Genomic DNA, 12,745 nt, shown 5'->3' on the forward strand with positions numbered 1-12,745 from the left:
TCGGGCGAGCTCATTTTCGTTTAGCGATTCCAGTTTTTAAATCCATCACCGAACTGCGCGTAATTTTCGTCTTGGAATACACCGTCCACAAATTTCGGTACATCTACCGGCAACTTCCCTTGTGGCTTCACTTCACCGAAGATGGCACGAATGCCTGCCGGTAAGTTCGGACCAGCCGACTTCAAGTTGCCCGCCTCCGAATCTGGACCGTTCGGATCGCCTTTGAATCCATAGATTAAGAGATGTGCCGGGGCATCCGGTTGAACGGCAATGTCGTATGGGTTGCGCAAACTGAGTAAAACCGATTGTTTCCCTGTCTCATTTGCATAACGGAACACTTCGGCCGGTACATAATGATCAGCTGATGTCGGTTTTAATTTCGCGCTGTTGTTCACGTTCGAACCGACGATGATATAGTCAGCCGCCTCAACTTGTTGCCGTAGTGCCGGATTTTGATCTAGATGCGGCGTTGATGCTGAGTAGTTGGCCGTGATGACGTTCACGTCTTTCATATTCCCTGCATTCTTTTCTAGTGACTTGATTGTTTTCACCATGCTATCCGTTTGGTCTTTCGCTGGCGACAAGACGAGCACCGTGTCTCCTTTTTTCGGTTTGAATGGGAGCGTCTTCTTCTCGTTCTTCACGAGAGTGACGGCCGCCTCCGCGATTTCACGTTCCTTCGCTTTATGCTCAGCGCTTCCTACCGTCGCATTCGCTTCTGCGAGCTTCATCTCGAGCGTCGTGGAGTCCGTCGTTTCTCCCCAAATTCCACGCTCTGCTTTCAGTTTTAAAATGCGTTCCACTGATTCATCGATGGTCGCCTCCGATAAACGTCCATCCTTCACTGCCGCAATGACTTCCTCAAAGATTGCTTCGAGTTTGATCACATCCGCTTCCGATCGTAAAATCGTCGGCATGAGCGCGATGTCGACCCCTGCTTCGAACGTCTTGATGACCGCCTCTGCTTCCGTAAAATTGTCTGCGATGGCTTGCATGTTGAGTGCGTCGGTCACCACGATTCCTTCATATCCGAGTTCCTCACGAAGCACTCCCGTGATGACATCATCCGAAAGCGTCGCCGGGAGTGGGAACGTGCCGCGTTCTGATTCGACGACCTCGTCCTCGATTTGTGGCATCCCGATATGCGCCGTCATGATCATGTCGATCCCTTCTGTGATGGCACGTTTGAACGGTAACAACTCGAGACCACGTAACTCGTCGAGTGATTTATCGACGACCGGTAACCCATAATGCGAGTCGACGGCCGTATCGCCATGACCTGGGAAATGTTTCGCCGTTGCTGCAACACCTTGGTCTTGAATACCTTGTGTCATCGCGGAACCGAGTTCCCCGACTAGTTCAGGGTCGCTCGAGAACGAACGGACGCCGATGACCGGATTCCCCGGATTGTTGTTGACGTCAAGTACCGGTCCGAAGTTCACGTTTACCCCGAGTGCGTTCAATTCAGAACCGATGATTTCCCCTGCATCATAGGCATATTGACTGTTACGTGTGGCCCCGAGTGCCATATTCCCCGGTAAATTCGTTCCCGTCCCAAGTCGTGTCACAATCCCACCTTCTTGGTCGATTGTGACGAATAACGGGACATCATTGCTTGCATCTTGTTTCACGACTTCTTGCAAATCATGAACGAGTTTCGTCGTCTGTTCCGTTTCCTTCACGTTCTCCGCAAACAATATCACTCCACCGAGATCGAAACGATCGATGACACGCGCCACTTCCGGTGCAAGAGATGTATGGTTCGCCCCGTTCCATAATCGGAAGTCCGGCATGATCATCTGCCCGATTTTTTGTTCGAGCGTCATCGATTCTAGCTGCGTGTTGACGCGCTGGTCAATCGACAGCGTCGGCGTCCCTTCCGCCACGACCGCGTCTGCTGCTGGAACCGACGAGACGAGCAATGCCGTCGTCAATCCGAGTGTTGCCGTCCAATTCAGTGCCTTGTTCATGTTCCCACTCCCCTTAGTCAAATTTGGCTGACCCCCAAACGAAAAGGCATGGAGGAAGAAGCGTTGCCTCATCAACGCTCGTTCACCCCATGCCTGATCGCATCAGTTACATTTGGTCCTTATTCAGGTGGTCAACAACAGTATAGCAACTCCACTTTTTAGAAACAATTGTTCAAGTGAAAGCGTAACCATTTTGAAACAATGTTTCTGTTTTGATACACAGTGAACTGTATTGGCAAAACCAATAATTTCTGTGGTTCGTTTTTGATTCGTTTTTTGGTAAACTCAATTCGATACAGGTTAACTTTCAAAAAGGGGGAAATTATTGTGGCAAGAGGGGAACTGAAACGTAAGCCGGAATGGTTAAAGATTAAATTAAACACGAATGATACGTATACCGGCCTAAAGAAGATGATGCGCGAGAAAAATTTACATACGGTATGTGAGGAAGCGAAATGTCCGAACATTCATGAATGTTGGGCGGTACGTCGGACCGCGACCTTCATGATTCTTGGAAGTATCTGTACACGTGCTTGCCGTTTTTGTGCCGTCACGACTGGGAAACCGAACGAGCTCGATTGGGAAGAGCCAAAGCGTGTCGCCGAATCGGTTCGACTTATGAACTTGAAACACGTCGTCATCACGGCTGTCGCGCGTGACGACTTGAACGATTACGGGGCTACTGTCTTCGCAGAGACGGTTCGCGCGGTTCGCGCCATGAACCCGGAGACATCGATTGAGGTGCTCCCGTCAGACATGATGGGTGACTTCTCTGCCTTGCAGACGTTGATCGATGCGGGTCCTGACATCATGAACCATAACTTAGAGACAGTCCGTCGCCTCACACCGAGAGTCCGTGCGAAAGCAACATATGACCGCACGCTCGAGTTCTTGAAGCGTTCGAAAGAATTGAACCCGGATATCCCGACGAAGTCATCGATCATGGTTGGGCTTGGGGAGACGAAAGAGGAATTGATTGAAGCGATGGATGACCTCCGCGCGCACAACGTCGACATCTTAACGCTCGGTCAATACTTGCAGCCGACGAAGAAACACCTCGAGGTGGAACGTTATTACCATCCGGACGAGTTCGCCGAGTTGAAAGAGATTGCTCTATCAAAAGGATTCTCACATTGTGAGGCAGGTCCACTCGTCCGTTCGTCATACCACGCGGATGAACAAGTACACAAGGCGCGTCGCCACACGATGTTGCCAATCGACTAACAGAAAGAAGAGAGATTATGACTGGTACGACGTGGCACTTACTTAGAACTGAATCGACTTCACCGGCTGAAAATATGGCGATTGATGAAGCCATCGCCAATTGGGTCGCAAAGGGAGAGCTCAAACCGACGCTTCGTTTTTATTCATGGGCACCTCATGCAATCAGCGTCGGACGTTTCCAGCGAGCGACGCGTGACTTGGACCGGGACGCCCTCGAAGCGAACCATATTCCGGTCGTTCGTCGCTTAACCGGGGGACGTGCCGTGTTGCATGCGGATGAGTTGACGTATAGCGTCATCTTGCCTGAATCGACCCCTGCCCTCCCGACGAATATCATCGAGAGCTATCGCCTACTCACGGAAGGGGTTCGTCGCGGATATCACGAACTCGGCGTCCCCGCCGAATTTTCGGTGCCCTTGACGGAAGAGGATCGCGAAGCGCTCCGCAAACCAAAATCGGCCGTCTGCTTCGATGCTGCTTCATACTATGAGCTTGCTGTCGACGGGAAGAAGATTGCGGGTAGCGCACAAGTGCGCCACCAAGGGGCCGTGCTTCAACATGGTTCGATTCCTCTCTCCGTCGATGATGAGGTGTTGTTTGACTGTTTCGCGATGGATGAGACGGAGAAACACGAAGCCAAAACCCGCTTCAGCGAAAAAGCCGTCGCCTTGAACGACACGTTAAAGCGTTTCGTTTCCTTTGACGAAGTAGCGGCCGCATTCGAGACCGGCTTCAAGGACGCTTTTTCTTTGACGTTCGAACCGCTTGTCTTCACGAAAGAACAGCAAGCCGAAATCGATTTGCTCGTCAAGAAGTACGAGAGTGATGAATGGGTCTGGAAACGCTAAAAAGATTGTCCCTTTTGATCAGGGACAATCTTTTTTTATGCCGCGTTCGCTCGGCGCAACAGATGGCGCACTTCTCGGAACGTGACGAATGTTTTGTTGTTCGCATCATACAATTTGTAGCGTAACGATTTCAAACTTGAAAACAGTCCGATCGTCGTCGCCCGTTGTAACGGCGGTGTCGACGTATGTGCTTTTTCTAGATGGTAGTTCGGCACGCGTGGACTCAGATGGTGGACATGATGGAATCCGATATTACCCGTCACCCATTGAAGCACTTTCGGCAACTCGTAATACGAGCTTCCTTCGATGGCCGCCTTTACATAATCCCATTCCTGCTCATCTTCAAAATAGGAATCTTCGAACGTATGCTGAACATAGAACAACCAAATTCCGAGCACACCGGCGATGAACATCGTCGTTCCTTGTACAATCAAGAACGCTTGCCAACCGATCAGATAGATGAGCGCGCTATATAGGACGACGAGAGAAATATTGATGAGATAGGTGTTTTGTCGTTCTTTTTTCCGCGCGTCCTTTCGGTTGAAACGACTCGTGACAAGAATAAGCCAAAGTGGTCCGAGACCGAACATAACGAGCGGATGACGATATAGGCGATACTTTAGACGAGTCCATTTTGACGCTTCGATATACTCCTCAATCGTCATGACCCAGATGTCGCCGACACCCCGTTTATCCAAATTCCCACTCGATGCATGATGAATCGCATGCTCTCGTTTCCACTTCTCGTATGGAAATAACGTCAAGACCCCTGTAATGGTTCCGACAATCGCGTTCGCTTTTTTATTTTTAAAGAATGAACCGTGTGTGCAGTCATGGAAGATGATGAACATCCGCACGACAAATCCTGCTGCAATCAACGTGAACGGCAATGTCAGGAAAATCGAGACACTTAGTAGTTGGTACGCTAAAAACCACGATACGAGAAACGGTAAAATCGTATTGATCATCTGCCGCACACTGATCCGAATATCGGACTTTTCAAACGGCGAGACGTGCTTTCTTAATTGGGCAATCTTTTCTTTACTCATAACAACCTCCTTGAATTCAACAGCGTCACAACGCAAAAATATAGATAAAACCAACAACCAACGTTGTTCAATGTGAATTCATGGATCGGAAGTATTCCCTATCAAGAATTAACACTAGGTCATTATATCATGTATAAAACTTATGTGGTGAAAATTCAGAAAAAAGACTCGCCCCTATCTTTAGAGACAAGTCTAACTGATTCATTGTTGCGTATAGATGGAAACCGAGCCACCGTTGACGAAGAACTCGCCCCAACCGTCCGCATTGATCGTCACGAGACGTCCGTTATTTCCTGTCATGTCTTTCCACACTTCCCCTGCATTCTGTTTTCCGACATACATCCATTTCGCCCCGCCTGGTCCGTCCGATAAAATCGTTGCAAGACCAGACTTCGCACGGTCCGTCACTCCTTCACGTGTCCATCCGATGACGTCTTGGTGATTGATGTAATCATGTTGTGTGCCGTAGGCGAAATCTTTACGCGCTTTCAAAATGGGTTGAAGCGACGCTGACATATTCGGTATTTCACGGTTCGTCGTCCCTTTCGTTCCATAATAATCTCCGTAGAATAGTGCTGGATACCCTTGACCACGTGTCATGATGGTCGCGTAGGCAAGCGGTTTGAACCAATTCGCGACTGTTGACTCAAGTGACTGTCCTGGTTGCGAATCATGATTGTCGACAATCGTCACAGCGAGTGTTGGGTGCTGCTCGACGACCGTACCTTTTAAAATGTTCCGCATGTCATAGTAACCGCCACCATTCCCTGCCGCTTGGAAATTGTAATGGAGTGGTACATCGAATACGGAATGAGTGTAGCCCGTCTTGGCCAAGTAATCATTGATGGCCCCTAAGTCATTCTTCCAATACTCCGCAACAGTGAACATCTCTTTTCCGGTTGCCTGACGAACACTCGTCACCCATTCCTTTAAGTATGAATGATTGATATGCTTCACCGCATCCAGTCGGAAGCCGTCCAATCCAAGCGAATCCGCGTACCATTTCCCCCAGTTTTTCATCTCCTGACGTACTTCCGGATGCTCAAAATCGACATCGGCGTACATCAAGTAGTCATAGTTCCCGTTCTCACCCGACACTTCACTATCCCATGCTTTACCCGTACTCTTGAATTTGTAGATTCGGCTCAGACTTCGTGATTGATCCCAGTCGGTCCCATCAAAATGATACCAACGCCACTTGAACGGCGAGTATGTATTGTTCCGTCCAGCAAAATTGAATCCAGTCCAGGCAGAAATGGCATATTCCCCAGACGTCTCTTGATTCCGGTTAGAAGGATCGACCTCGACAGCTTGAACGGATTCGGTATAATCCGCTCCGCCTTTATGGTTCATGACGACATCCCCATAGACGCCAATCCCTTTCCCGCGTAAGTTGGAGATGGCCGACTGTAGCTGCGCTTTTGTTCCATACTTTGTCCGAGTCGTTCCTTTTTGATTAAATTCTCCAAGGTCATACAGATCATACGCCCCGTATCCTACATCATTTTGTGATGTCCCTTTATACGCTGGTGGGATCCAAACGGTCGAGATCCCGATATCTTTTAAGTGCTGCGAATCGTTCGAGAGTCGGTTCCAGTGTTGGCCATCGTTTGGAACATACCATTCAAAGTATTGCATCATCGTACCGTTCTGTGGGGTCGCTGCCTGTGCGACCGGTTGCCCCGAAAACAGTGCAATCGATGTCACTCCAGCCAGGACAGCAATCCCTTGTCGTTTCTTCAACATCCTTCATTCCTCCTCAAATAGTTAATGAAAGCGCTTGCATTAATCATTGTGAATGATTTTTAATTTGTTGCATAGATAGACACTAAAAAACAGTTCTCTCTCCCTAACTATTTCTCATTCGAATAGTTCAGTCGAACGAAACAAAGACGGATGGCTTGTGCCATCCGCCTAGTCATCCTTCCCGGCTAATTCGTTTGCGTTTGAAACGGTAGCCGATGTACGGAAGTCCTGTAAACACGAGACCGATCGTCACGAGTAGTTGAATCCCAATCAATATTGTCTCGACAACGGTTGGCCAATCAAACTGAAACAACGAAAAGAGTGCAATCCATAAAATACCTAGGATGAGCGCAGCTCTTCCCATCTGACGCTCCATGTCATGATATTTTTCCTCTGTTGTTTCGACATCCGAGTAAATCGGCTTGGCATCTCGATCTCCTTTGAAAATATGAATCTCATCCCCGGTTGATGTGACATGTTCCCACCCGCTCGACGCAAACAGGTCAAAGTAGTCTTCGTCTGGACGAGTACGATAGTCCAAACTATACTGAACGTCTTCCGGTTCCCCTTCAACGAGCGTGTATCCTAGCGGGGCAAACTTCTTCAAATGCCATCCCTTGGCCGCCATTCGTTCTAGTTTCCGCATCTCACGCTCTTCAGCAAACGCCAATCCCCAGCTCGACATATACTTTTGTCTCATCTTGATCCCTCCATATCCAAAATGGCACAGGCATCTTCGACCATCGCCTGTCGTCTCTTCACATCATCCGTTAAAATCGAGCGGCCTTTATTCGTGATTCGATAGTTCTTTTTCTTTCCGTCCCCATCCATCGGTTCAATCAGTTCGGCGTTCAACAACTTTTTGATAATCGTATACATCGAAGCCGGACCAATTTGCATTCGTCCTCGCGTGGTCTCTTCGACAAATTGCATGACTAAATAGCCATGACGCGGCGTCGTGAGCGCCAACAGGATATAAAACATACTATCCGTCAGTTCTCCTAACTCTAATGAGTCCGTTCGCGGCATCTTTCCACCTCCTATATCATTGAATGATATATTTCTTATACTCAATATATATCGTTAAATGATATATGTCAATAAATGATATAAAAAAAGCCGCACCCTTTTAGGTATGCGACTTCAAGATAAACGGTTTTAACTAGTGACATAGTCTAAATCATGCAAGATATACGCCAGGAAGAAAATCATGCTTGGATTCTCATATCGCATCTGGACTTTACGGAGCTGCTCGCGATACGTGACCTCATACTCGGCCCCGTTCATCTTCCGCTCCATGTTCATCTTGATGAGCGCATCAAGCTTGTCCATCATGTCGACGAGCATTCCCTCATACGTATCGTCTTTCGAGTCAGCCATATATCGACGGAACGCCGGTTGCATATACTCAGGCAACAGTCCAAGCAGACGTTCACTTTCCGCTCGCTCGTATGCCTCAAACGCAGCCCCCGTCTCTTGCGTCGAATGTTTGACTGGACCGAGCACGTCTCCGGTCACCCCTTCAACTAAATCGTGACAGAGAAGACGAGCCACGAGTTCGGCGACATCGACATCGACGTCGTACTTCTCACGCTCTAAGAGCCCACTGAACATACCGAGCGCGGCAGCCCGGAAACCATGAATCGCATCGTTGTCGTCAATCGTGTTAAAGCGACCTTTCCAGCGACGGACACTATCCATCCGCATGACGTTCTCGATGAATCGCAACACATCCGTTTCTGCCTCGACCTGGTCGAACAGCCAGCGGACCGAATCAATCGGATGATGTCGGAGTGCGGCTTTCATCTCTTCTGGCTTGTCATCAAAGTGCGGAGAGCCGTGCGCGACTTCTCGTCGCACGAACAACATCGCATCGAACGAATCAATTCCGTCCACGATTCGACCTTCGAACGAATCATCTTCCGCTTCCACCACGAAACGATGAAAGTGAGGACGTAATGATTGCGACAGCAGCTCGACAAGACCGAGACTCGCTGTTCGTTCCATACGCTCGATGTGACCGATCAAGGTCGGTTCTTTTTTCGTCCGGTGCATGATCGGGCCTGTCTGGACTTCATTCATGTCGTGGAAAATGGCTTTCCCGAGTAAATCGAGCAAATCGACTTCACGTCCGTTCTCTTTTTCCACATAAGCCGCGATCAAGCTAAAGACCGCGACACGAAAGCTATGACTCGCTGCGTTATCATGATAATGGGGGGCATATTCATCCCACCGTTGCACGTTTTGCATACGTGTCATCTTTCGGATAAACGTTCCGTTATGCATGGTTTCACTCCTTACGATAATCGTTCAAATACATCGTCATGACAGACGACATATAACATGTCTGTTTCCTGAAGCGGCAAATCGAGCATCGTCGCCACATCCAAGCGGTCATTGACCGCGATGAGTGTCACCCCTGATTCAAGTAACGCTGTATTTGCTTGTCGAACATTCTGCCACTCGATTTTTGGTTTCAACGCTTGAATGTTCCCACCTGACTGTTTGCTCAACAACTGACGGAAAATTGCTGTCGTTCCAGGTTGTAACGTCGCTTTTGCCATCAAGAGGGAGACCGAGTCGTTCGCTAAAATAAAATCGTCGACGCGGACGTGTTTGAATTTCGAGATATTTCTTTCTTCACACACTTCGACGACCGTGTGCAAGTCCACCTGATACTCAGAAGAGAGTGCCTCGACCGCTGACGCGATTAATAACGACTTCCCATCGGCGAGTAACGTCTCCGTGATACGGGCATCCGCAAAAATCGCGACGCGTCGCGCCTTCAAGACGTTTGCTTGCAGCAATACCGCTTCATCCGAAGCATCGCCTGATACGAAGTGAACTTGATCGTGCACGTACGGTTCCTCAACTAACTGATCAATCAATACGATCTCTGCTTTCGGTTCGTAGTTAAGCACTTCATCGATTGCTTTCTTCGTCTTCGGGGACCACCCGATATACACATAATGTCCTTCTCCACGATACACTAGTCTTCCCTCCCGTTTTAGCCGTTGAAACGTCGCACCGATTTCAACCAATTTTCCAATCAACGCCCCGATAATCCCAATCCCGAATAGGAATAAGAATATCCCGAGCCATCGCCCTGCCACGGAGGACGGATAAAAGTCCCCGTATCCGACGGTCGTCAATGTCGTCATCGTCCACCAGAACGAATCAAACAGTGATCCGAATGTCTCTGGTTCTAAAACATAACCGAGCACGGTTCCTAAGATAATGATGCCAATCGAAGCTAAGACGACATTCAAAAATGATAATTTCGCTAACCCTTTCCACACACGAAATAAGATATGCACTGTTTCCCCCTCCTTCTCTCTTATATACTAAACGTAACCACAAAAAGATTCACGAAACCATTTTGATGGTGATTCCGTATAAGAAAAAAAAGGAAGGACTGACTTATGAACTCCATCGTCTTAGAGTATCGTCTCTATAAAAATGAATTATCGTTCGAACCACTATACCATTACACGTCTCTCGGCTTAGACGAAGTGCTAGCTCGTCGTGAATGTGAGTTTTTCGTCAAAGACGGCATGACCTACAAACAACGCTCGTCTGCCCTTGAAGGCGATCAATACTTTTTAATTTATGTCGATCGCTATACAGAGGGACCGATGGACAAGCACGAAACGAGCGACATCAAAGTCGAAATCCGCACGCTCGACGACCGGTTTGACAACCCATTACTCGAAGCCTATTACGTCGACCGCCACCTTGATGCACTCGCCATGCTCGGAAGCCAGTACTTGTATGTCGCCGGTAAAGAATATGAGCGCGATTCAGCAGAAACAGATGAAGATCGTGGTGTGTATGTTATCTACGTCACACCGACTGGTTATGAATTGGAGGAATCAACATGAAGACAAGCAAGAAAATTTTAAGCGGACTATCCGTCGCGGTATTGACCACTTCCCTTGCCGCGTGCGGTGGGGATGAATATAAAGAGGCGGCACTCCCGGAAGAACCGACCGGATACGAATGTGACGATTGGGACTGGGATGACGAGACCGAGTCGTATTATTGTGACGACGACCGCTCTCCGCACTATGGTAGCTACTTCTTACTCGGTAGCCTGTTCCGCTCAAAAAATGCGTTGAAGAGCTCTTCGTCGTATAAGACGTACAAAGCCAACGGTGGTGCGACCGGTGCCGTATCGAACGGCTCAAATTCAGGATCGTCAAAATCTGGACTCGGCAGTGGCTCTAAAGGTGGATTCGGCGGATGACGCGTGACGAACTTTACAGTCAAATCCCTTATTTTTGGCCCGATTTAAACGATGAAGAATATGCCTTATATGATTGTTTTGAGATGACCGCCTCGCAGGTTGCCTCTATCCGAGAGGCAACCGAGGCGGTTGACTCGATTTTTCGGAAGACGAATCAATTATTACGCACCCTACCTGACGAAACGCTCCGACTGCTTGGTTACCCTGAGGCGAGTCTGCCGTTCTTACGGGAGAAGACGATACCGCAGGAGACGATCATCGGTCGTTACGACTGGATCATGAAAGATGATCAACTCAAGTTGATGGAGTTCAATGCAGATACGCCGACCTTCATTAAGGAGCTGTTTGATGTGAACGGCGTGGTCGCTTCCGAGTTTGGTCTACTCGACCCAAACAGGGAAGCCACCCCCCAACTGAAAATTGAGCTGCGGAAAGCGATCGTCGCCGCGTGGAATCGACTCAAACGAGAAGGCACACCGAAAATCGTTTTTACGGCACATGATGATAACATCGAAGACAAGTGGACGGCACGATTTTTACAAGAAACGCTCGACGTACCGTCTGAATTCGTACCGTTGCACACTTTACTCGTCGACGAAGACGGCGTCTACACACCATCGGGTGAGCGAATTGACATCTTATATCGCCAAACATATCCGATTGAGCACCTTGTGGACGACCGGGCTCCAGACGGAGACTTGATTGGCATTCGGTTACTTGAACTCGATCAACAAAAATACGTGTCACTGCTCAATCCCCTCTCTGCGTTTCTCATGCAATCGAAAGGCGTACAGGCGCTGATTTGGGAATTGTATGAGACGGAGACACTATTCGATCAAGCCGAGCGCGACATCATCGAAACATATTTTTTACCGACTTACTTAGAAGACACACCGTTTCTCGGTGAATCGGACTATGTCAAAAAGCCGGCATTCGGACGTGAAGGGGACTCCGTCATCTTGTATACGAAAGATGGCCAACCGTTTCATCGCGAAACATTACAAACGTATGCGGAAGAAACGGCCGTGTACCAACAGTTCATCGAACTCCCGACACGGATGACGACAACCGTCAAAGGTCGCATGGAGACACATTACATGGTCGGATGTTTTTGCTTGAACGGACACCCATCCGCACTCGGCGTCCGCGCCGGCAGCATGATCACGAACAACCAATCTTATTACTTAGCCGTTGGCACACCTATACAAAAGGAGACGAACTCATGACATTCATCACACTCGATTCAATCTTAAGCTTCCTGGCCCACCTCGGGACAGGATTCGGTCTCATTCTCGCGGGACTCATCATCTTCGCACTAACGACCAAATATTCGGAACGCAAGTTAATCAAAGAAGGCAACATGGCTGTCGCGTTGAAACTTTGGGGGAAAGCACTAGGACTCGCCATCGTCATTTATACAGTCTGGGCGAACAGCGTCAACTTGCTCGATGCGTTCATCTGGGGACTCGTCGGTATCGCCGCCCAAGTATTGGCGTTCTGGACGTTTGAATACATCCTTACACCAGGCGTGAATTTAGAAAAAGAAGTCGAGAATGGCAACATGGCCATCGGTTTCAGCTTGTTCGCCGCATCACTCGTCGTCGGGATCATCGTCGCCGCGAGCTTGACGTACTAATCAAACACCCCATGCACGCATTTGCG

13 protein-coding genes are annotated in these 12,745 nt (G+C 48.8%); 6 read left to right on the forward strand and 7 right to left on the reverse strand.

Annotated elements, in window-relative coordinates:
* Window positions 1-20: 20 nt before the first annotated feature.
* Entirely contained in the window at window positions 21-1,970 is a 1,950-nt protein-coding gene (locus F3H97_RS10290) for a glycoside hydrolase family 3 protein (protein WP_196431309.1), read from the reverse strand.
* A gap of 288 nt (window positions 1,971-2,258) precedes the next feature.
* Here F3H97_RS10290 and lipA point away from each other — a divergent pair, with 288 nt between their 5' ends.
* Together lipA and F3H97_RS10300 are read left to right on the forward strand one after the other, a co-directional pair.
* Window positions 2,259-3,194 (forward strand): lipoyl synthase, encoded by a 936-nt coding sequence (gene lipA, locus F3H97_RS10295; RefSeq protein ID WP_324292278.1) that lies wholly within the window; start codon window positions 2,259-2,261, stop codon window positions 3,192-3,194.
* Between the two features lie 17 nt (window positions 3,195-3,211).
* Window positions 3,212-4,042, forward strand: a complete 831-nt coding sequence (locus F3H97_RS10300; RefSeq protein ID WP_196431310.1) for a lipoate--protein ligase family protein — start codon at window positions 3,212-3,214, stop codon at window positions 4,040-4,042.
* A gap of 35 nt (window positions 4,043-4,077) precedes the next feature.
* On the opposite strand, the gene desA is transcribed toward F3H97_RS10300, so the two are convergent.
* From desA to F3H97_RS10330, 6 genes are all read right to left on the reverse strand, one after another.
* A complete protein-coding gene (gene desA, locus F3H97_RS10305) occupies window positions 4,078-5,091 on the reverse strand; it encodes a Delta(5) desaturase DesA (protein ID WP_074035599.1) in 1,014 nt (337 codons plus the stop codon).
* 201 nt (window positions 5,092-5,292) lie between these two features.
* Window positions 5,293-6,837, reverse strand: coding sequence for an alpha-amylase (gene amyS, locus F3H97_RS10310; protein WP_196431311.1), 1,545 nt, complete (start codon window positions 6,835-6,837; stop codon window positions 5,293-5,295).
* A 172-nt stretch (window positions 6,838-7,009) separates the two neighbouring features.
* Window positions 7,010-7,537, reverse strand: coding sequence for a DUF2812 domain-containing protein (locus F3H97_RS10315; protein ID WP_196431312.1), 528 nt, complete (start codon window positions 7,535-7,537; stop codon window positions 7,010-7,012).
* Complete coding sequence (locus F3H97_RS10320; RefSeq protein ID WP_012727454.1) at window positions 7,534-7,866, reverse strand: PadR family transcriptional regulator; 333 nt, start codon at window positions 7,864-7,866, stop codon at window positions 7,534-7,536. Before F3H97_RS10320 ends, F3H97_RS10315 begins: the two co-directional genes overlap by 4 nt.
* A 129-nt stretch (window positions 7,867-7,995) precedes the next feature.
* Window positions 7,996-9,123: a YfbR-like 5'-deoxynucleotidase gene (locus F3H97_RS10325; RefSeq protein WP_196431313.1), complete on the reverse strand. Its 1,128-nt coding sequence runs from the start codon at window positions 9,121-9,123 to the stop codon at window positions 7,996-7,998.
* 11 nt (window positions 9,124-9,134) lie between these two features.
* Window positions 9,135-10,154: an ion channel gene (locus F3H97_RS10330; RefSeq protein WP_196431314.1), complete on the reverse strand. Its 1,020-nt coding sequence runs from the start codon at window positions 10,152-10,154 to the stop codon at window positions 9,135-9,137.
* A 105-nt stretch (window positions 10,155-10,259) separates the two neighbouring features.
* Between F3H97_RS10330 and F3H97_RS10335 the strand changes: the two genes are divergently transcribed.
* The 4 genes from F3H97_RS10335 to F3H97_RS10350 are packed head-to-tail and all read left to right on the forward strand — an operon-like array spanning window position 10,260 to window position 12,719.
* Entirely contained in the window at window positions 10,260-10,718 is a 459-nt protein-coding gene (locus F3H97_RS10335; protein ID WP_012727457.1) for a hypothetical protein, read from the forward strand.
* Window positions 10,715-11,083, forward strand: coding sequence for a hypothetical protein (locus F3H97_RS10340; protein ID WP_196431315.1), 369 nt, complete (start codon window positions 10,715-10,717; stop codon window positions 11,081-11,083). Before F3H97_RS10335 ends, F3H97_RS10340 begins: the two co-directional genes overlap by 4 nt.
* The gene (locus tag F3H97_RS10345) at window positions 11,080-12,309 is read left to right on the forward strand and encodes a glutathionylspermidine synthase family protein (RefSeq protein ID WP_196431316.1); all 1,230 of its coding nucleotides are present in this window, start codon (window positions 11,080-11,082) and stop codon (window positions 12,307-12,309) included. The genes F3H97_RS10340 and F3H97_RS10345 overlap by 4 nt, the downstream gene beginning before the upstream one ends.
* The gene (locus F3H97_RS10350) at window positions 12,306-12,719 is read left to right on the forward strand and encodes a DUF350 domain-containing protein (RefSeq protein WP_012727460.1); all 414 of its coding nucleotides are present in this window, start codon (window positions 12,306-12,308) and stop codon (window positions 12,717-12,719) included. The genes F3H97_RS10345 and F3H97_RS10350 overlap by 4 nt, the downstream gene beginning before the upstream one ends.
* Window positions 12,720-12,745 lie beyond the last annotated feature (26 nt).

Source organism: Exiguobacterium sp. SRB7LM (genome assembly GCF_015712685.1).
Classification (GTDB): domain Bacteria; phylum Bacillota; class Bacilli; order Exiguobacteriales; family Exiguobacteriaceae; genus Exiguobacterium; species Exiguobacterium profundum.